Source organism: Streptomyces sp. NPDC051776 (assembly GCF_040681345.1).
In the GTDB taxonomy this organism is placed as follows: Bacteria; Actinomycetota; Actinomycetes; order Streptomycetales; family Streptomycetaceae; genus Streptomyces.
Genome location: NZ_JBFAYQ010000018.1, coordinates 25,839 through 44,405, shown reverse-complemented (window position 1 = coordinate 44,405; position 18,567 = coordinate 25,839). Strand labels below are relative to the sequence as shown.

The window sequence follows — 18,567 nt, the reverse complement described above, 5'->3', positions numbered from 1 at the left end:
GATCAGGGGGCCGTACGCTGGTTGGCAACTCGGGCAGTCTTTGGACCTGCCCGGAATTTGAACGAGTGGCCCCCTGGTCTTGCTCGACGCGGGACCCGGACCGGGGAGGTGCCTAAAGCCGTGGAGCCGACCGCCCCCACGTCCGGCCTGGTCTTTTCGCCCGCCCGGCGCCGCCGCGCCTGTGGCGCGGCCCTGATCCCATATGGATCACTGCTTGCAGCTTCGGGAGGCCGGATGGTTGGCGAGCGAAGCGAGCCCTTGAACCAGTAGAGAAAGTTGTAACTCAGTCCGCGGCGTAGGGCTGTCCGATCCCGGGAGATGCTTGACAGTTCGGTCCCAGCTGATGGTTGACAGTGGCCGTGATCGGCTTTTCTGTGCGCGTCGTTGCGGCGCGTGGCAGGAGGCCGGGATTGGCGCTGGTGGAGTTGTCGGTTGTTGAGCAGAGATACCGGGCTGTCCTGGCGGTGCTGGCGGGTGCGACCGTGACCGAGGTCGCTGAGTCGCTGGGGGTGTCACGGCAGACGGTCAGCGGGTGGAAGTCCCGGTATGCCGCTTCGGGTCTGGCCGGGTTGGCGGATCGTTCTCGTAGGCCGGCGTCGTGTCCACATCAGGCTTCTGCCGAGGTGGAGGCGGCGGTGTGCGAGCTGCGGCGCAAGCACCCGAAGTGGGGTCCGCGGCGGATCGCTCACGTGCTGGAGCGGTCCGGGACGGTGAGCCCGGTGCCGTCGCGGATGACCGTGTATCGGATCCTGGTCCGTCACGGCTTGGTGGAACCGGGGGTGCGGCGCCGGAAGCGGTCGGATTACAAGCGCTGGCAGCGGGACCGGCCGACGCAGCTGTGGCAGATGGACATCGTCGGCGGTGTGATGCTGGTCAACCCGGTCACCGGCGAGCTGACCGAGGCCAAGGTCGTGACCGGGGTAGATGACCATTCCCGGTACTGCGTGATCGCATCGGTGGTCGAGCGGGCGACCGGGCGGGCCGTCTGCGCCGCCTTCGCCCGGGCCTTGCAGAGGTTCGGGGTGCCGGAGGAGGTGCTGACCGACAACGGCAAACAGTTCACCGACCGGTTCGGGCAGGGCGGGGAGGTGCTGTTCGACCAGATCTGCCGGGAGAACGGGATCGCGCACCGTCTCACCCAGCCGGCCTCGCCGACCACGACGGGCAAGGTCGAGCGGTTCCATCAGACGCTGCGGCGTGAACTCCTGGACGGCTGCGGTGCGTTCGAGGGTATCGGGGCGGCTCAGGCGGCATTGGACGCGTGGGTTGAGGAATACAACTCCATGCGTCCGCATCAGGCGCTGGACATGCAGTCTCCGGGCGACCGGTTCACGCCGGTTCCCGAGCAGGAGAGGGACGTACTGGGCCTGAGGGTGCCCGGAGTGCTCGCGTTGGTGCCGCAGCAGCGGATGCCTCCTGCGGAGCCGGATCCGGCCGAAGTGTCGCCCGTGCCGGCCTGCCTGCCTGAGCCGGTCCCGGCAGTGGTTCAACTGGAGCCCGGTGGGCCGGTGGAGTTCGAGCGGGTGGTGCCTGCGAGTGGGAATCTGCAGGTCGCGGGCAAGCAGTTCTGGCTCGGTCCGGCCCGCTCAGGACTGACGGTGACCTTCTGGGCCGACACCTCGGTGATCCATCTGCTGATCGCGGGAGCACGGATCAAGACCGTGCGGTCGCACTTGTCGGTGGCGGATCTGGGGCGGCTGGCCGCCCGGGGCGGGCGTGGTGCTGGGCCGGCCCCGCTTCCGGTCGGCGACGGGGCGGTGTTCGAGGTGGATCGGGTCGTGAACAACAGCGGCCTGGTGGGTCTGGGCGGGCACCAGATGCTGGCGGCGGAGATCCTCGCAGGCCGCCAGGTAGGTATCCGCATCGATGACGAGACGCTGTCGTTCTTCGATCCATCCTCCCGGGAACTGCTGAGGGTGCGGCCCAACCCGCTGACCAGCGACGAAGTCCGCAGGCTGCGGGGCCTTCGTCCAGCCGGACCGCCGCCGCGTCCAGGCATCGAACCCGTGCGGGTGCAGCGGCGGGTCAGCGCGGTGGGCACGGTCATGGTCTGCCGGCAGGTCGTGTCCCTCGGCCGCCCGTACGCAGGGCAGACCGTGACCGTGCACGTGTCGGATTCCACGATCACCATCGACCTGGACGGCCAGGTCCGGGTGATCCGCCGCACGACCGACCTCCCGGTCCGTAACGTGAAAGCGAACAAGCCCCACGGGGCCCCCTATGTTGTCTAGGCCCACCGTCAAGCATCACGTGGGACCAGAACGTCAGGCATCACTTGGGATCCGACACCGCGGCGTAGGGCTTGAAGTCGTCTACGCAGGCTGGAAGTTCTACGCCCTGGCGGTGTGCAAGTGGCAGGTAGAGCACTGGGCGGGCTGTCCACGTGATTCGTGTCCTCGCCTGGGTGATGGACACCGAGCATGCCTCTGGGCGCATGAGGGTTCTTCTCGTCTTGATGCGGCCCGCTCCGAGCCAGTTCCATGCCTCTTCGGAGGCCTGCGAGTCGAGTGCAGGTGTGAGTGTGCGGAGTGCGACGGCAATCCATCGGTCCGCCTGTGTGGCTGATGTGGCGTCGAAGCAACCAAGGAGAGAGGGCCGTTGGTCTCGGGCGAGGTCTTGGGTCCAACACTCGCACCAGTAGCCGCGGACGAGTTCCGTCATGACCGTGCTCCTGGCGGGCTGGCTACGAGTACGTAGCGCGCGTGCTCGTCGTACAGGGTGAGTTGGTAAGGCGTGCACGCTGCTAGGTACGTAAGCGCACGCTCGTGTTCGGCTACGTCTTTCAGCCAATGACGGCCTGGCCGTGCGTACGGGGCGTCGAGCTGGTCAGTGATGTGCCCGGCTCGTTCGCGGAGCCAGCGCAGTGCGAGGCGGGGGCTCGCTGCTCTGTGTCCCCCGAGAGGAATCGGGCTGGCCCCACGGAATGGGTAGGCGGCAGCCCAGCAGCGATAGTTGGGGCGCTCGTTGCCCGTGGATAAGCCTTCGGTGCCGGGGGACGTCAGCACGGCTCGCCTCCGGGCCAAGCGTCCATGAAGAGCTCCGCGGTGACCGTGTGGCCGCCATGGCTGTCGTGGACCACGACTCGGTGGGCGATCACACTGACCAGGCCCAGGCCCCGGCCGTTTACGGCGTCCTCCTCTGGGTCCTCGACCTTCGGGGCACTTCCCGTGCCCCCGTCGTCCGTGATCGATAGGGCGATCACCTGAGAGGAGACGGCAAGGGCCAGGTGGAAGCTGCCGGATTCCCTGCCGCTGGCGGTGTGGAGGATTGCGTTCGCGCTCAGCTCGCTCACGATCAGTTCCGCGTCCTCGGCCAGCGGCGATCTGCTCAGGATGTCCCGCGTCCAGCGGCGGGCCCGGCTGACCTCTTCCGGAAAACCTGGGCAAGTGAGTCCCCAGACCCGAGTAGTGCTCGTATACTCGTGCATACAAGTTCCTTCATGCTGGTAGGCGCCATGTGCAGCGGGTTCGGGCTAGACGAGTTTCACGCCGTCGTGGGCGCGTATGGCCGGCGGGGATGTCGCGTCCAAGGCGTCCAGGACACGGATCGCGTATGCCTCGTCGGCGAGTTCGATCACTTCTTCGCGGGTGACCCAGCGCAGTGCGCGGGTCTCGTCCCCGGTGGTCGGGGTGCCGTCAGCTGCCTGGCAGCGGAAGACCAGGGAGACGATCAGGCCCTTCATGTTCTTGTAGACGCCGGTGAGCGTCGCGGGGAGCGCGATCTTGATGCCGGTCTCTTCGAGAACTTCGCGCTGGAGGGCTTCGGGGAGGGTTTCCTCGCGTTCAAGGACTCCGCCCGGCGGCTCCCAGTGGCCGTTGTCGCGGCGCTTGATCAAGAGAGCACGGCCCTGGTCGTCGACGATGACTCCGGCAACGCTCACGGAGTGCGGACGGTCAGTGCTCACGTTCCTCGGCCCTCTCGGCTGACTAGGCTCTCCACCGTAGCAAGTGAACTCGCCCACACGTCTAGATACCTAAAGGAGTACCCGTGACTTCACTCCCGAGCCTTCTCGGTGACCTCGACCCCACGAGTGATCGTGCGGTCTTCCGGCAGATCGCCGATCAGCTGCGCGAGGCCATCGACCGTGGGCGATTCAAGGAGGGCGAAAAGCTTCCCTCAGAGGCTGAACTCGTCGAACACTACGGGGTCTCCCGGATGACGGTCCGGAACTCCGTCTCCGTCCTTCAGGGTGAGGGCCTGGTCCACGCCGAGCACGGGAAGGGCGTATTCGTCCGGCCGCGCCCTCCCGTACGACGGCTCGCATCGGACCGATTCGCCAGGCGCCACCGCGAGCAGGGGAAGTCCGCTTTCATCGTCGAAGCGGACGCTGCGGGCAGCCATCCGCAGGTTGACAGTCTGGAGGTCAAGGAGGAAAAGGCGAGCCAGGACATCTCCACGCGCCTGGGTTCGGTGCGGCGGGTGCTCGCTCGTCGGCGGCGGTATCTGCTCGACGGTCGGCCGGTCGAGTTCGCGACGTCGTACCTCCCGCTCGACATCGCACGGGGCACGCAGATCGCCGAGCCCAACCCCGGTCCCGGCGGCATCTACGCCCGCCTCGAGGAGCTGGGCCACCACCTGGATCACTTCGAGGAGGAGATCCGTGCGCGCATGCCTTCGCCGTCCGAGATCAAGACGCTGCGTCTGGCTTCCGGCGTCCCGGTCATCCACCTGATCCGCACGGCATACGACACCGAGCGGCGAGCCGTGGAGGTCTGCGACACCGTCATGGCGGCGGACGCGTACGTCCTGTCGTACCAGCTCCCGGCGACCTGACCGGCGGTGCGCGAGGCCACTTCTGCGGACTCGTACACGCCGACAGGCATACTCGTATAGACGAGTGGGCAAGTTATGTGGCAGGGTGGTCACCGTTCCCGGGCGCCGCGCTCGTGGATCGCATCTTGTATAGACGAGTAGATAGGAGAGTGCCTTGCGCACCATCCGTGTGGAGACTTCGGCCGCGACGATCCTGCTGACCGAGGCTCCTGAGCCGAAGGTCCGTGACCGTCAGACGGGCGAGGTCGCAAAGGACGCCGTGAGCGGTGAGTCGCTGATGACGCTCGGTGTCGTCTACATCGAAGAGGGGGAGTCGTCCCTGATCAAGGTCACCGTGCCGGAGAGCGGGGTGTCGGACGGCCTGGCGCTCGGTGCGCCGGTCTCGCTGCCCGGCCTGGCCGCCCGGCCGTGGGAGAGCGTCTTCAACGGGCAGCAGCGTCACGGCATCGCGTACCGCGCTGCGGCCGTGACTCCCGCCGAGTTCCCGACTGCCATGGGGGCCACGGCCTGATGACCGAGCTCTCGACGCTTCTGGAGGTGGGTGGTCCTGTCGCCGCGCTCGGCGGCGGGGCCGCCTACGCCCGGGCCCAACACTCCGGCGTCTACTGGTCCACGGTCGGCCTGCCGCTGTCGACCGTGCGCATACTCAGCTCGTACAGCTCCGTCATGGAGGCTTGTGGGCTGACCATGGCCCCCTCTCGGTTACGCGCACTCGCCGTCAAGGCGACCACTCGCCGGGAAGTCCGTCCCGTACCGCCTCGCCGGGGCCTCATCCGGCCCACCTCGACCGGGCTGCGCCTCCGTCTCCGGCTCGCTCCCGGACAGGAACCCGCCGACGTCGCGGCATCGGCCGAACGGCTCCGCCATGCCTGGGGAGTTCACGCCGTGTACGTCACCACCGTGAAGCCGGGTGTGGTCGAACTGCGACTTGTCGGCTTCGACGTCCTGCGGCGGGTCCGTATGCCGCGCAAGCTCACCGGCGACTTCCTCAAGGTGCCCGTGGCGATGCGGGAGGACGCCACACCCTTCGTCCGCGACTACCGCACCATCCCGCATCAACTGACCCTCGGAGCAACGCTCTCCGGCAAGTCCATGTACCTGCGCCACCTCATCACCGGACTCGCCCGGCAGCCGGTCGCCCTCGTCGGCATCGACTGCAAGCGCGGAGTAGAGCTGGCTCCCTTCGCCTCGCGCCTCTCCGGGCTGGCAACCGACCCAGATCAGGCAGCCGAGCTGCTTCCCGTCCTGGTGCAAACCATGGAGCACCGGTACGACCTGATCAGGGCCCGTGAGGGCATAGCACCGGGCACCCCGAACGAGGAGATCACCTCCGACATCTGGGGACTGCCCGAGAAGCAACGTCCCGTCCCCATCGTGCTGTTCGTCGACGAGGTCGCCGAACTGTTCCTCGTCGCTTCACGCAAGGACGAGGAACGACGGGATGAGATGGTCACCCAGCTCATCCGCCTCGCCCAGCTCGGTCGCGCCGCAGGCATCTACCTGGAAGTCTGCGGACAGCGCTTCGGTGCCGAGCTGGGCAAGGGAGCGACAATGTTGCGAGCCCAGCTCACCGGACGCGTCTGCCACCGCGTGAACGACGAAGCATCGGCGAAGATGGCGCTTGGCGACATCGCCCCCGAGGCGGTCTCCGCGGCTTGCGCCATCGCGCCCGAACGCCCCGGCCTGGCCGTCGCCGATGACACTTCCGGCGGCTGGTCCCGCATCCGTACGCCGTACCTCTCCCTCAGCGACGCCGCCGAAATCTGCCAGGAGATGGACCACTTGGTGCCCGATCTCGCCGCGCTCAGGCCCTTCCAGCCCGACGTGCCCGCTCAGCCCGTCGATTCCCCGGCCCCGGTCATGCGACCGCGCCCGGTCACCGACTGAGCTGCGCAACCCTCCACGGTCGGCGTGACCGCCTCACGCCACGTCCCTACCCCTCCCATGCCTGAATCCGGAAGGAGCCGCAGCATGCGTGCCCAACTGGCCCGCGTCGACGCGGTGCTCGTCCAAGCGGTCATCGCCGCTGCCCTGTCCTTCGCCCACCTGCACGACATCGCCTCCGCCGCGGGACAGGACGGGTGGAAGGCCTGGGCCTACCCCGTCTCGGTCGACCTGCTGCTCGTGGCCGCCTGGCGGCGACTGCGGTCCGGCGAGGATAAAGCGGTCGCATGGTGCTGGTTCGTCATCGCGCTCGCCGCATCGCTCGGTGCCAACGTCGCCACCGCCGGACTCCTCGACATGAACGCGGTGCCGGCCTGGCTCCGCATCCTCGTCGCGGGCTGGCCCGCCGTCGCCTTCCTCGGCGGCATGCTGCTGGCGCACTCCGCCCCGGCGCCGGTGGAGGACGAGCCTGAGCGGCAAGACACCACCGAGGCCACCCTCGAACTGCCCGCCGAGCACACCGAGGAACCGGCGCCCACGCCAGCTCCCGTTCCGCCTGCGGTGTCCGTCCCGGCCGCGCTCGTCGAGCACGCCCGCAAGGTCGCTGCCGACCACCTGAGCCGCACAGGCACTCCCATCGACACACCCACACTCCGCGCCCGGCTCGGGGTCCCCGTACCGATGGCGGACGCCGTCGCAGCCCACCTCTGACAGGAGATCCGCATGACCGACCAACGCCGCTTCCGCGCTGTCATTCGCATCGGCCCCGTCCGGGTCGGCACCTCCTACGACGGCCGTGGCCGGGAGAAGCACACCGCCGCCTGCACCGCTCCGCGTTGCGGCTTCTCCTCGGACTACGACAGCCGCGCCGCCGCCGAGTTGGCCGCCCGCACCCACCGTTGCCCCATCCGCTGAAAGGACTCGCCCTGTGACTGTCAGCCTTCCGCTCGTCGTCGTCCTCGGCTTCTTCGCCTGGGGGGCGGTCAAGTTCCTCGGCGTCCGCACCTGGGTCGTCGTCCTCATCGCGCTCTTCGGCTTCTGGCTCTCACACACCTTCATGGCCCCGGCCATCGAGTCCGGCACGCGCTCCGGGGTGGACATCGTCAACGGCTCACACGACTAGACGAGTAGGTAAGGAGAACTTCGCCGTGTTCCTGCCGAAGTACCCCGACAACCCGACCCCGCCCGCCGAGCACACACGCGCGCCCAACGCTCCGATGCCCACAACCCGGGCCATGCCCCAACTCAACGTCAGCAGCGGGGCCGTAGCCACCGTGCTCGTCGGCGGAGTCGTCCTCACCGCGCTCCTGACCGCAGTCGCCGTCTCGGCCATCTCCGTGGCCGTCGCCGCCGTTGTCCTGCGCTCCCTGCTCCGCGACACCCGCCGCTGAACGCCCGACCTCCGGGGCGGCCTCGATACCGCCAAGCATCCCGCCGCCCCGGAGGCCCACTTCCTTCCGACCAGAGCCCGAAGGAGAAGCCATCATCACCCGCGCCACCCCGCCCCCGCTTCCCGAATTCGGGCAACTTGCCTCATTCGGCACCATGCCCGGCCTGCTCCGCCAGCTCTCCGGCCTCGGCGGCTGCACCCACCCGATCCGCCTCGACGGCCACCGCACCGAGTACGACGTCGACACCCGGACCGGCGAAATCGGCAACGTCATCCACCGAATCGACTCCACCACCTCCCGGCCGGCCACCTCCTCGTCCGGTGCAACAACCGCCGTACGACCCGCTGCCAGGCCTGCGCCGAGGTCTACCGCCGCGACACCTTCCACCTGATCACCTCCGGGCTCCGCGGCGGCAAAGGCGTTCCCGAACACGTCGCCACACACCCGCGCGTCTTCGCGACATTCACCGCGCCGAGCTTCGGCCCGGTCCACAACCGCCCCTCGGGGCCGACCGGTTCAGTCCGCCGGTGCCGGTGCGGCGTGCTCCACGACCAAGAGGACGAAGCGCTCGGTACCCCACTCGACCCCGACACCTACGACTACGAAGCGGCGGTGCTGTGGAACGCCCACGCAGGAGCTCTGTGGCGCCGCTTCTCCACGTACCTGCGCCGCGAAGTCGCCAAGCGAGCCGGACTCACACAACGCGCCTTCAAGCACCACGCACGGGTGTCCTTCGCCAAGGTCGCCGAGTACCAGAAGCGCGGCGCCGTCCACTTCCACGCCGTCATCCGCATCGATGGCCCCGACGGCGGAGAGACCACTCCTCCCGCATGGGCGACCGCCGAGCTGCTGACGGATGCCATCGACGCGGTGGCTGCCGATGTCCGAGTGGACGGGCCCGTCATCGACGGACGGGCCCACACCTTCACCTTCGGGCGCCAGCTCGACGTCCGCACCATCCGCAGCGCCGACTTCGACAATGGCCAGGAGCTGACCGAACGCGCCGTCGCGGCCTACATCGCCAAGTACGCCACCAAAGGTGCTGAGACAGCGACCGGCGCCCTCGACCGCCGCCTGAAGTTCGTCGCCGAACTCGCCCAACTCGACATCAGCGAGCACGCACGCCGACTGATCCGCACCGCCTGGTCGCTCGGCGCCCGCAAGGACCTGGAAGACCTCAAGCTCCGCGCCTGGGCTCACATGCTCGGCTTCCGCGGCCACTTCTCCACCAAGTCCCGCCGCTACTCCACCACCCTTGGCGCCCTCCGCAACGCCCGCGCCGAATGGCGCCGCGCCCAGACCGCCGCAGGCACCGAGGCCGAACAGGACACCACCTACGTCCTCGCGCACTGGGTCTTCGCCGGGACGGGCCTGTCGTCGGCAGAGGCCTGGCTCGCCTCCACTCTCGAACCCGCCCTCGGAACCGAAGGAGAACCAACTCATGGCTGATCCGCTGGTCACCTCCCCAGTCCTCGAAGCCGTTGATGGCTCCTTGGTTCTCCTGACCGTTGAGGAAGCCGCTCGACGCCTCCGCATCGGGCGTACGACCTGCTTCAAGCTCGTGAGCACAGGTGAGATCGAATCCGTAATGGTCGGCCGGCTTCGCCGCGTTCCGCCGGATGCCCTGCGCGCCTACGTCGCCAAGCTGCGCCACCGTCCCTCCGCGTTGGCAGCCTGAGGGAGCGGCCATGACTGAGAAGAAGCGCACTCGGCAGCCCAACGGCGCGTCAACGATCTATCTCGGCAACGACGGGAAGTGGCACGGCCGCGTCACGGTCGGTGTCAGGGACGACGGCAGGCCGGATCGTCGGCACATCGAGCGGAAGACCAAAGCCGAGGTGACCAAAGCCGTCCGTGCAATGGAGCGGGCGCGGGACGACAAGTCCCTCAAGAAGCTCGGCAAGAGCTGGACGTTGAAGGGTTGGCTCGAGCACTGGGTCGAGAACATCGCCAAGCCGTACGTCTCCGAGAACACATTCGACGGGTACGAAGTCGACGTCCGCGTGCACCTGGTGCCCGGGCTGGGTGCGCACAAGCTTGAGCGCCTGGAGCCCGAACACCTGGAGCGCCTCTACCGGAAGATGCAGACGGCCGGTAGCTCGGCCGGGACCGCCCACCATGTCCACCGGACGATCCGAGTGGCCCTCGGCGAGGCAGTACGACGCGGTCACGTCCCCACCAATGCGGCCGAGATTGCGAAAGCACCGCGGCTCGAAGAGGAGGACATCGAGCCGTACACGATCGAGGAGGTTCAGAGCCTGCTCGTCGAGGCCTCGAAGCTCCGCAACAGCGCTCGGTGGGTCATCGCTCTCGCCCTCGGACTGCGGCAGGGCGAAGCGCTCGGGCTCCACTGGGAAGACGTCGACCTGGACGCGGGGTACCTCCGTATCCGCAAGAATCGTCTCCGTCCCAAGTACGCGCACGGCTGCGGTGACGGCCCGTGCGGCAGGAAGGCCGGCTACTGCCCGCAGCGCCAGCAGGTCCGCCGCGAGCACAAGAGCACCAAGTCACGCGCAGGGCGGCGCACGGTCGGTTTGCCCGATCCGCTGATCAAGCTCCTCCGGCAGCACCAGGAGGAGCAGGAGCGGGAACGGCTGGAGGCGGGCACGGACTGGGAGGACAAGGGTTACGTCTTCGCGTCTCCCGTTGGTGGGCCGCTGAGCCCGAACACCGACTACCACGTGTGGAAGCGGCTGCTTCGGGACGCGGGTGTACGGGACGGACGGCTGCATGACGCCCGTCACACCGCGGCGACGGTGCTTCTGCTTCTCGGGGTACCGGATGTGGTGGTTGACGCGATCATGGGATGGGAGCCCGGGGGAGCGGCGAAGATGCGCGCCCGGTACATGCACGTCACCGGAACCATCCTGCGGAAGGTCGCGCAGCAAGTCGGCGAGGCGATCTGGGAGCCGCCGAAGGCCAACTGAGACGGAAACTGAGACGGATCAACGCCGAAGGCCCCGACCATGATCGGTCGGGGCCTTCGGTCTGCCCTGGCGGGCGGGTGCGGAGGATACGAGATTCGAACTCGTGAGGGGTTGCCCCCAACACGCTTTCCAAGCGTGCGCCCTAGGCCTCTAGGCGAATCCTCCGCCGGAAACAATACAAGACCGAAAGCAGTGCTCGCGAACCCGTTGCCCGGGGCTGTCCCCGGGCGGGCCGAGCGGCAGGCCCCGGGCACGAGCACCCCCGGCGATCCGCTAGGGTGGGGTCAGCCCCTCACGCGGCGCCATCTCACCGAACTCCCCCAGGGCCGGAAGGCAGCAAGGGTAAGTGAGCTCTGGTGGGTGCGTGGGGGGCCCTTCTGTGTCACACGTCCTCTCCGTGTGCGCGGTCCGCGTGCGGGCTCGTCCGCGTAGGTGGTGACGGGCGCGCGTACGAGGAGAGGGTGCGCGTGCGGGGCCTTGCGTTCCGTTGGGTTCGGGCGGGCGAGACCGGTTGTCGGCGGGGGCCGATATCGTCGGAGGCGTGTCGTCCCTCGCGCTGTACCGCCGCTATCGCCCCGAGACCTTCTCCGAGGTCATCGGGCAGGAGCACGTGACCGGTCCGCTGCAGCAGGCGCTGCGGAACAACCGGGTCAACCACGCGTATCTGTTCAGCGGCCCGCGCGGCTGCGGGAAGACGACGAGCGCCCGCATCCTCGCGCGCTGTCTGAACTGCGAGCAGGGGCCGACGCCGACGCCTTGCGGCGAGTGCCGGTCCTGCCGCGATCTCGCGCGCAACGGGCCGGGGTCCATCGATGTGATCGAGATCGACGCGGCGTCCCACGGCGGCGTGGACGACGCCCGCGAGCTTCGCGAGAAGGCGTTCTTCGGGCCCGCCTCGAGCCGGTACAAGATCTACATCATCGACGAGGCGCACATGGTCACCTCGGCGGGGTTCAACGCCCTGCTGAAGGTGGTCGAGGAGCCCCCGGAGCATCTCAAGTTCATCTTCGCGACGACCGAGCCCGAGAAGGTCATCGGCACGATCCGCTCGCGCACGCACCACTACCCGTTCCGCCTCGTCCCGCCCGGCACGTTGCGGGAGTATCTGGTCGCCGTGTGCGGCCAGGAGAAGATCGCCGTCGAGGACGGTGTGCTGCCGCTCGTCGTCCGCGCCGGAGCCGGGTCCGTGCGTGACTCGATGTCCGTGATGGACCAGCTCCTGGCGGGCGCCGGCGACGACGGTGTGACGTACGCGATGGCCACGGCCCTGCTCGGATACACCGAGGGGTCGCTGCTCGACGGTGTCGTCGACGCGTTCGCCGCGGGTGACGGCGGTGCGGCCTTCGAGGTCGTGGACCGCGTGATCGAGGGCGGTAACGACCCGCGGCGCTTCGTCGCCGACCTGCTGGAGCGGCTGCGCGATCTGGTGATCCTCGCCGCGGTACCGAACGCCGCGGAAAAGGGGCTGATCGATGCCCCGGCGGATGTCGTGGAGCGGATGCAGGGCCAGGCCTCGGTGTTCGGCGCGGCTGAGCTGAGCCGCGCGGCCGACCTCGTCAACGAGGGGCTGACCGAGATGCGCGGGGCCACGTCGCCGCGGCTCCAGCTCGAGTTGATCTGCGCACGCGTCCTGCTGCCGGGCGCGTTCGGGGACGAGCGTTCCGTGCAGGCCCGGCTCGACCGGCTGGAGCGCGGCGTGGCCCTCGGCGGCGGTCCGGGCGCGGCAGGCACCGGGCCCGCCATGGGATACGTACCGGGGCCCGACGCCCACACGGCTCAGCCGCAGACCGGCGGGGGGCCGACGGGTCCGGCCGCTGCCCGCGCGGCGCTGCCGGGCCGTGGCTCCGCGGCCGGCGGCTCCGGCGGGGCGGGGGCAGAGCAGGTGCAGTCCGCGCAGCAGCGTCCTCAGCAATCACCTCAGCAGCCGCAAGCCGCGCAGCAACCGCCTCAGCAGCCTCAGGCCGCGCCGGAAGCCCAGCAGCCGGGGCGCTCCCCGGCGGTCAACGCCGGAGCGGGCGGTCAGAGCGATGCGAGTGGCGCAGGGGACGCGGGGGACGCGCCCGACCGAAGCGGCAGGCCCGAGGCATGGCCCGCAGGCGCGCAGTCCGGTGGACCGGGCCCCGAGGAGAACGGCACCGCCGCACCCGAGACGCCGGGGCAGCGGCCCGGCGCCTGGCCCACCGCGGGGCAAGCCGCCGGTGGCCCATCTCAGGAGGAGGGCTCAGCCGGATCCACTGGCGCGCCTGAGGCCGCCGGTGGCCGGCAGCCCGGGGCCTGGCCCGGTGCCCGCGGTTCGGACGGCCCCCAGGGGCGGCAAGCCCCCGGCCAGGCCGCACCATCGCCTCCCGGCCCCCAGGCGGCATCCGTCCAGGCAGCCGCCCAGGCTCCCGCCGGAGGTTCCGCCTCCGGATCCGCGCAGGGCGCCGTACAGATCCGCCAGATGTGGCCGGACATCCTGGAGGCGGTCAAGAACCGCCGGCGCTTCACGTGGATCCTGCTGAGCCAGAACGCGCAGGTGGCCGGGTTCGACGGGACCACCTTGCAGATCGCGTTCTCCAACGCCGGTGCCCGCGACAGCTTTGTGACCGGCGGCAGCGAGGACGTCCTGCGGCAGGCGCTAGCCGATGCGCTCGGCGTCCAGTGGAGGGTCGAGGCGATCGTCGACCCGTCCGGCGGCTCGGCCATGCAGGGCGGTGCGCCCGCCGGCCCGCGGCCGTCGGCGCCGCCCCCACAGTCGCCGCCCTCCCGTCCGTCCGCGCCGGCACAGCAGGCACCCGCCCAGCGGCCGCCAGCCCCCGAGCCCCCGTCGCGCTCCGAGGAGGGGCCGCCCCGTGAGTCCGGGCCGCCGCCCACGGCCCTCGAGGACGACATGCCCGCGGAGGACGATCCGGATCTCGATGACACGGCACTCAGCGGCCACGACCTCATCGTCCGCGAGCTGGGTGCCACGGTCCTCGAGGAGTACTCGAACGAGTAACCGCCGACCAACGGTGCGTCACCACAACTCGCCCACCGGCACGGCTCATAGCAGTCGGCCCTGCCCGGCCGACTCCTCCCCACGGCGTACGGCGCGGTGGCGCCGCAGCACGTAGGCTCGGGCTAGTTGAACAACGTCGTCGAAATGCCAGGAGCGAAGCCGTGATTCCCGGTGGTGGGCAGCCCGATATGCAGCAGCTGCTGCAGCAGGCGCAGAAGATGCAGCAGGACCTCGCCGCGGCCCAGCAGGAACTGGCCGAGACGCCCATCGAGGGTTCCTCGGGCGGCGGTCTCGTCACGGCCACGGTGACCGGCACGGGAGAGCTCAAGGGCCTGGTCATCGACCCGAAGGCCGTGGATCCTGAGGACACGGAGACCCTCGCGGATCTGGTTCTCGCCGCCGTACGGGACGCGACCGGGGCCGCGCAGGAACTTCAGCAGCAGAAGCTCGGACCGCTCGCGCAGGGTCTCGGCGGCATGCCGGGGATGCCCTTCTGAACGGGGCGCTCGTACGGGGGGCGTGCACAGGCGCCCGGACCGGGCACCACAGAGCTGATCCGGTCCTTAGAACGGATCAACTAGCGTACGCAGCAGGAAGAAGATTGGAGACGGCGGCCCGTGTATGAAGGCGTGGTCCAGGACCTCATCGACGAGTTGGGCAGGCTGCCCGGCGTCGGTCCGAAGAGCGCGCAGCGGATCGCCTTTCACATTCTCCAGGCCGAGCCGGCCGACGTCCGTCGGCTCGCCCACGCGCTGACCGAGGTCAAGGACAAGGTCCGGTTCTGCGGTGTGTGCGGCAACGTGGCCCAGGAGGAGCAGTGCCGGGTCTGCCAGGACCCGCGCCGCGACCCTGCGATCATCTGCGTCGTCGAGGAGCCCAAGGACGTCGTCGCGATCGAACGCACCCGTGAGTTCCGGGGCCGCTACCACGTGCTCGGCGGGGCGATCAGCCCCATCGAGGGCGTGGGCCCGGACGATCTGCGGATCAGGGAACTGCTGGCCAGGCTCGCCGACGGCACCGTCACCGAGCTGATCCTGGCCACCGACCCGAACCTCGAGGGGGAGGCAACGGCCACCTACCTCGCCCGCATGGTCAAGCCCATGGGGCTCAAGGTCACGCGACTGGCCAGCGGGCTCCCTGTCGGGGGGGACCTGGAGTACGCCGACGAGGTCACGCTGGGCCGTGCCTTCGAAGGGAGACGACTTCTCGATGTCTGACGCCACGCTCCACGATGCCAAGCAGGACCCGGACGACTTCGCGGTACAGATCGCCGACCAGGTCGAGAGCTTCATCGTCGCCGTCACCGAAGTGGCGAAGGGCGACGAACCCGGAAGCGCGATCCCGTATCTCCTGCTGGAGGTGTCGCAGCTCCTGCTCGCGGGCGGGCGGCTCGGCGCGCACGAGGACATCGTCCCCGAAGAGCGCTACGAGGCGGACACCGGCCCGGAGCCGGACGACGTCGACGAACTGCGCGAGCGGTTCGCCGTGCTGCTCGACCCCGCGGACGTCTACTCCGAGGTCTTCGACCCGTACGTGCCGCGCAGCGAGCCGGTCGCGTGCCGTATCTCGGACGACCTCGCGGACATCATCACGGACCTGCGGCACGGTATGGCCCACTACCGCGCGGGGCGTGTGACCGAGGCGCTGTGGTGGTGGCAGTTCTCGTACTTCTCCAACTGGGGTCCCACGGCATCGGCCACGCTGCGCGCGCTGCAGTCGCTGCTGGCCCACATCCGTACGGAGAGCCCGCTGGACGAGCTCGACGGCCTGGACACGGACGCCGCCGCGGCGGAGGACGGCTCGCTGGAGGAGGAGGCGGGCCGCGTGATGGCCGAGGAGATCGCGGCGCCGCTGGGACTGAAGTCCGCGCGCCGCTGATCGCCGGCACTTCGGTCCGTGTGAACTGAGTTACGTTTCCGTGTGTTCTGCCCGGGGACGGGCAGGTGCTCTCGCGGAGCGGGCACGGCGGGTCGCGGGTCCTCTCGATGATCACTGAATGGGACGGCGTCTCGCGATGTGATACCGAGGTGGGCGGTTCCTCCTGCTCGTTAGACTGAGCCGACCGAAGGATCCTGATTCGGGGTCCCGGGAAGACAGAGTTGCGAGGAGCGCACGTGGGCCTTGTCGTGCAGAAGTACGGCGGCTCCTCCGTTGCGGATGCCGAGGGCATCAAGCGCGTCGCCAAGCGGATCGTCGAAGCCAAGCGGACCGGCCACCAGGTGGTCGTCGTGGTCTCGGCGATGGGTGACACGACGGACGAGCTGATCGATCTCGCCCAGGAGGTATCTCCGATGCCTGCCGGGCGTGAGTTCGACATGCTGCTGACCGCCGGAGAGCGAATCTCCATGGCGCTGCTGGCGATGGCGATCAAAAACCTCGGCCACGAGGCGCAGTCGTTCACCGGCAGTCAGGCAGGAGTCATCACCGACTCGGTCCACAACAAAGCGCGGATCATCGATGTGACGCCGGGCCGTATCCAGGCGTCCGTGGACGAGGGCAACATCGCCATCGTCGCCGGTTTCCAGGGTGTGTCCCAGGACAAGAAGGACATCACCACCCTCGGCCGCGGAGGTTCCGACACCACGGCCGTGGCGCTGGCCGCCGCGCTGAACGCCGAGGTGTGCGAGATCTACACCGATGTGGACGGTGTCTTCACCGCCGACCCGCGGGTCGTGAAGAAGGCCCGCAAGATCGACCGGATCTCCTTCGAGGACATGCTGGAGCTCGCCGCCTCCGGCTCCAAGGTGCTGCTGCACCGCTGCGTGGAGTACGCGCGCCGCTACAACATCCCGATCCACGTCCGGTCGTCCTTCTCCGGGCTGAAGGGCACCTGGGTCAGCAACGAGTCGCACGAGCCGCACAAGCAAGGGGAACTACCGATGGAGCAGGCGATCATCTCGGGGGTTGCCCACGACACATCCGAGGCCAAGATCACGGTGGTCGGCGTTCCGGACAAGCCGGGCGAGGCGGCGACCATCTTCCGGGCGATCGCGGACGCCGAGATCAACATCGACATGGTCGTGCAGAACGTGTCGGCGGCATCCACCGGTCTCACCGACATCTCCTTCACCCTGCCGAAGACCGAGGGCAAGAAGGCCATCGGTGCCCTGGAGCGCGCGAAGACCGCCATCGGCTTCGAATCGCTCCGCTACGACGACCAGATCGCGAAGATCTCGCTCGTCGGCGCGGGCATGAAGACCAACCCGGGCGTCACCGCAACCTTTTTCGAGGCGCTGTCGAACGCCGGGGTCAACATCGAGCTGATCTCCACCTCGGAGATCCGGATCTCCGTGGTGACCCGCGCCGACGACGTCAACGAGGCCGTCCGCGCCGTGCACACGGCTTTCGGGCTCGACAGCGAGTCCGACGAGGCCGTCGTGTACGGAGGGACAGGCCGATGACAACGGCCCGGGCCGCGGGCGCAAAGCCCACTCTCGCCGTCGTCGGCGCCACCGGCGCCGTCGGCACGGTGATGCTCGGCATCCTCTCCGAACGTGCCGACATCTGGGGCGAGATCAGGCTCATCGCCTCGCCGCGCTCGGCCGGCAAGAAGCTCACCGTGCGCGGTGAGGAGGTCGAGGTCGTCGCGCTGAGCGAGGAGGCCTTCGAGGGCGTGGACGTCGCGATGTTCGACGTGCCCGACGAGGTCTCGGACCAGTGGGCTCCGGTCGCCGCCGCCAAGGGCGCGGTTGCCGTGGACAATTCGGGCGCCTTCCGGATGGACCCGGATGTGCCGCTGGTGGTGCCCGAGGTGAACGCGCATGCCGCGCGGAGCCGTCCGCGCGGCATCATCTCCAACCCCAACTGCACGACGCTCTCGATGATCGTCGCGCTGGGCGCGCTGCATGCCGAGTTCGAGCTGACCGAGCTGATCGTCTCCTCGTACCAGGCCGTCTCGGGTTCGGGGAAGGAGGGCATCGACACCCTCCGCGAACAGATCGCCAAGGTCGCCGGTACGGAACTGGGTGCGCAGCCCGGTGACGTACGGCGTGTTGTCGGCGAACTGGGCCCGTACCCGGCGCCGATCGCGTACAACGTCGTGCCGTTCGCGGGCTCGCTCAAGGACGACGGCTGGTCATCCGAGGAGCTCAAGGTCCGCAACGAGTCGCGCAAGATCCTGGGGCTGCCGGATCTGCGGGTCACTGCGACCTGTGTCCGCGTCCCCGTGATCACGACGCACTCGCTGACCGTGCACGCGCGGTTCGAGAACCCGGTCACGGTGGCCCAGGCGCACGAGATCCTCAGCGCGGCGCCGGGTGTTGTGGTGTGCGACAACCCGGCCGAGGGCGAATACCCGACGCCGGCGGACGTCGTGGGCACGGATCCGACCTGGGTGGGCCGGGTGCGGCGCTCGCTGGACGACCCCAACGCGCTCGAGCTCTTCGTCTGCGGCGACAACCTCCGCAAGGGGGCCGCGCTCAACACCGCCCAGATCGCGGAACTTGTTGCAGCGGAGCTGGCCGCGGCGTAAAACCATGCGCAGCAGTCGTGTTGGACTTGTGAAGATTGAGTGAGCAAGTGCATGGTCCGTACTGCTTGATACGGGCGATGGACCTGTTCGAGAATTCGCTCCCCGCTCACTGCAACCGGCAGTTGGGCGGGGAGCGTCTTTGTG

Annotated in this window: 18 protein-coding genes, 1 tRNA gene, 1 other RNA gene and 1 pseudogene; 18 read left to right on the top strand and 3 right to left on the bottom strand. The window is 69.0% G+C overall.

Translation table 11 applies throughout. The features are described from left to right. The first annotated feature begins 410 nt into the window (after nt 1–410). The gene (locus tag AB0M26_RS16315; RefSeq protein ID WP_365260877.1) at nt 411–2,231 is read left to right on the top strand and encodes an IS481 family transposase; all 1,821 of its coding nucleotides are present in this window, start codon (nt 411–413) and stop codon (nt 2,229–2,231) included. 767 nt (nt 2,232–2,998) lie between these two features. Here AB0M26_RS16315 and AB0M26_RS16310 read toward each other — a convergent pair. Beyond that, nucleotides 2,999–3,427 (bottom strand): ATP-binding protein, encoded by a 429-nt coding sequence (locus tag AB0M26_RS16310; protein ID WP_365260874.1) that lies wholly within the window; start codon nt 3,425–3,427, stop codon nt 2,999–3,001. A gap of 45 nt (nt 3,428–3,472) precedes the next feature. Continuing rightward, nucleotides 3,473–3,880 carry an NUDIX hydrolase gene (locus AB0M26_RS16305; RefSeq protein WP_365260871.1) on the bottom strand — a complete coding sequence of 136 codons (408 nt, stop codon included), beginning with the start codon at nt 3,878–3,880 and terminating at the stop codon, nt 3,473–3,475. Nucleotides 3,881–3,987: 107 nt separating this feature from the next. Between AB0M26_RS16305 and AB0M26_RS16300 the strand changes: the two genes are divergently transcribed. From AB0M26_RS16300 to AB0M26_RS16255, 10 genes and pseudogenes are all read left to right on the top strand, one after another. Next, the gene (locus AB0M26_RS16300) at nt 3,988–4,773 is read left to right on the top strand and encodes a GntR family transcriptional regulator (RefSeq protein WP_365260868.1); all 786 of its coding nucleotides are present in this window, start codon (nt 3,988–3,990) and stop codon (nt 4,771–4,773) included. A 154-nt stretch (nt 4,774–4,927) separates the two neighbouring features. Then, entirely contained in the window at nt 4,928–5,284 is a 357-nt protein-coding gene (locus AB0M26_RS16295; RefSeq protein WP_365260865.1) for a hypothetical protein, read from the top strand. After that, on the top strand, nt 5,284–6,660 hold the full coding sequence (locus tag AB0M26_RS16290; protein ID WP_365260862.1) for an FtsK/SpoIIIE domain-containing protein: 1,377 nt from the start codon (nt 5,284–5,286) through the stop codon (nt 6,658–6,660). The genes AB0M26_RS16295 and AB0M26_RS16290 overlap by 1 nt, the downstream gene beginning before the upstream one ends. An 84-nt stretch (nt 6,661–6,744) precedes the next feature. Further along, nucleotides 6,745–7,368 carry a DUF2637 domain-containing protein gene (locus AB0M26_RS16285; RefSeq protein WP_365260859.1) on the top strand — a complete coding sequence of 208 codons (624 nt, stop codon included), beginning with the start codon at nt 6,745–6,747 and terminating at the stop codon, nt 7,366–7,368. Nucleotides 7,369–7,380: 12 nt separating this feature from the next. Then, the gene (locus AB0M26_RS16280) at nt 7,381–7,572 is read left to right on the top strand and encodes a mobile element transfer protein (RefSeq protein WP_365260856.1); all 192 of its coding nucleotides are present in this window, start codon (nt 7,381–7,383) and stop codon (nt 7,570–7,572) included. A 13-nt stretch (nt 7,573–7,585) separates the two neighbouring features. Continuing rightward, nucleotides 7,586–7,780, top strand: a complete 195-nt coding sequence (locus AB0M26_RS16275; protein ID WP_365260853.1) for a hypothetical protein — start codon at nt 7,586–7,588, stop codon at nt 7,778–7,780. Nucleotides 7,781–7,805: 25 nt separating this feature from the next. Then, nucleotides 7,806–8,048, top strand: coding sequence for a SpdD protein (locus AB0M26_RS16270; RefSeq protein ID WP_365260850.1), 243 nt, complete (start codon nt 7,806–7,808; stop codon nt 8,046–8,048). A gap of 154 nt (nt 8,049–8,202) precedes the next feature. Beyond that, nucleotides 8,203–9,497 (top strand): annotated as a pseudogene (locus AB0M26_RS16265) (replication initiator). Further along, nucleotides 9,490–9,726 carry an excisionase family DNA-binding protein gene (locus tag AB0M26_RS16260; RefSeq protein WP_365260847.1) on the top strand — a complete coding sequence of 79 codons (237 nt, stop codon included), beginning with the start codon at nt 9,490–9,492 and terminating at the stop codon, nt 9,724–9,726. The pseudogene AB0M26_RS16265 and the gene AB0M26_RS16260 overlap by 8 nt, the downstream one beginning before the upstream one ends. Nucleotides 9,727–9,736: 10 nt before the next feature. Continuing rightward, nucleotides 9,737–10,975, top strand: a complete 1,239-nt coding sequence (locus AB0M26_RS16255; RefSeq protein ID WP_365260843.1) for a tyrosine-type recombinase/integrase — start codon at nt 9,737–9,739, stop codon at nt 10,973–10,975. Between the two features lie 80 nt (nt 10,976–11,055). Here AB0M26_RS16255 and AB0M26_RS16250 read toward each other — a convergent pair. Then, nucleotides 11,056–11,140: transfer RNA gene (locus AB0M26_RS16250), tRNA-Ser, on the bottom strand. A 119-nt stretch (nt 11,141–11,259) separates the two neighbouring features. On the opposite strand from AB0M26_RS16250, the gene ffs reads away from it, so the two are divergent. The 7 genes from ffs to AB0M26_RS16215 all read left to right on the top strand — a co-directional run bounded on the left by ffs (nt 11,260) and on the right by AB0M26_RS16215 (nt 18,423). Beyond that, nucleotides 11,260–11,354, top strand: an RNA gene (gene ffs / locus AB0M26_RS16245) — signal recognition particle sRNA small type. A 162-nt stretch (nt 11,355–11,516) separates the two neighbouring features. Continuing rightward, nucleotides 11,517–13,952 carry a DNA polymerase III subunit gamma and tau gene (locus AB0M26_RS16240; RefSeq protein ID WP_365260840.1) on the top strand — a complete coding sequence of 812 codons (2,436 nt, stop codon included), beginning with the start codon at nt 11,517–11,519 and terminating at the stop codon, nt 13,950–13,952. A 161-nt stretch (nt 13,953–14,113) separates the two neighbouring features. Next, nucleotides 14,114–14,449 carry a YbaB/EbfC family nucleoid-associated protein gene (locus tag AB0M26_RS16235; RefSeq protein ID WP_365260837.1) on the top strand — a complete coding sequence of 112 codons (336 nt, stop codon included), beginning with the start codon at nt 14,114–14,116 and terminating at the stop codon, nt 14,447–14,449. 120 nt (nt 14,450–14,569) lie between these two features. Continuing rightward, a complete protein-coding gene (recR, locus tag AB0M26_RS16230) occupies nt 14,570–15,169 on the top strand; it encodes a recombination mediator RecR (protein WP_365260835.1) in 600 nt (199 codons plus the stop codon). Beyond that, on the top strand, nt 15,162–15,830 hold the full coding sequence (locus tag AB0M26_RS16225; RefSeq protein WP_365260832.1) for a DUF5063 domain-containing protein: 669 nt from the start codon (nt 15,162–15,164) through the stop codon (nt 15,828–15,830). The genes recR and AB0M26_RS16225 overlap by 8 nt, the downstream gene beginning before the upstream one ends. A gap of 236 nt (nt 15,831–16,066) precedes the next feature. Further along, the gene (locus AB0M26_RS16220; protein ID WP_365260829.1) at nt 16,067–17,353 is read left to right on the top strand and encodes an aspartate kinase; all 1,287 of its coding nucleotides are present in this window, start codon (nt 16,067–16,069) and stop codon (nt 17,351–17,353) included. Beyond that, nucleotides 17,350–18,423, top strand: coding sequence for an aspartate-semialdehyde dehydrogenase (locus tag AB0M26_RS16215; protein WP_365260826.1), 1,074 nt, complete (start codon nt 17,350–17,352; stop codon nt 18,421–18,423). Before AB0M26_RS16220 ends, AB0M26_RS16215 begins: the two co-directional genes overlap by 4 nt. The last annotated feature ends 144 nt before the right edge of the window (nt 18,424–18,567 follow it).

Coding starts and splice junctions, on each gene's coding strand:
- AB0M26_RS16310 (WP_365260874.1), bottom strand. CDS start 3,427: ATGCACGAGTATACGAGCACTACTCGGGTCTGGGGACTCACTTGCCCA.
- AB0M26_RS16290 (WP_365260862.1), top strand. CDS start 5,284: ATGACCGAGCTCTCGACGCTTCTGGAGGTGGGTGGTCCTGTCGCCGCG.
- AB0M26_RS16285 (WP_365260859.1), top strand. CDS start 6,745: ATGCGTGCCCAACTGGCCCGCGTCGACGCGGTGCTCGTCCAAGCGGTC.
- AB0M26_RS16280 (WP_365260856.1), top strand. CDS start 7,381: ATGACCGACCAACGCCGCTTCCGCGCTGTCATTCGCATCGGCCCCGTC.
- AB0M26_RS16260 (WP_365260847.1), top strand. CDS start 9,490: ATGGCTGATCCGCTGGTCACCTCCCCAGTCCTCGAAGCCGTTGATGGC.
- AB0M26_RS16255 (WP_365260843.1), top strand. CDS start 9,737: ATGACTGAGAAGAAGCGCACTCGGCAGCCCAACGGCGCGTCAACGATC.
- AB0M26_RS16225 (WP_365260832.1), top strand. CDS start 15,162: ATGTCTGACGCCACGCTCCACGATGCCAAGCAGGACCCGGACGACTTC.
- AB0M26_RS16215 (WP_365260826.1), top strand. CDS start 17,350: ATGACAACGGCCCGGGCCGCGGGCGCAAAGCCCACTCTCGCCGTCGTC.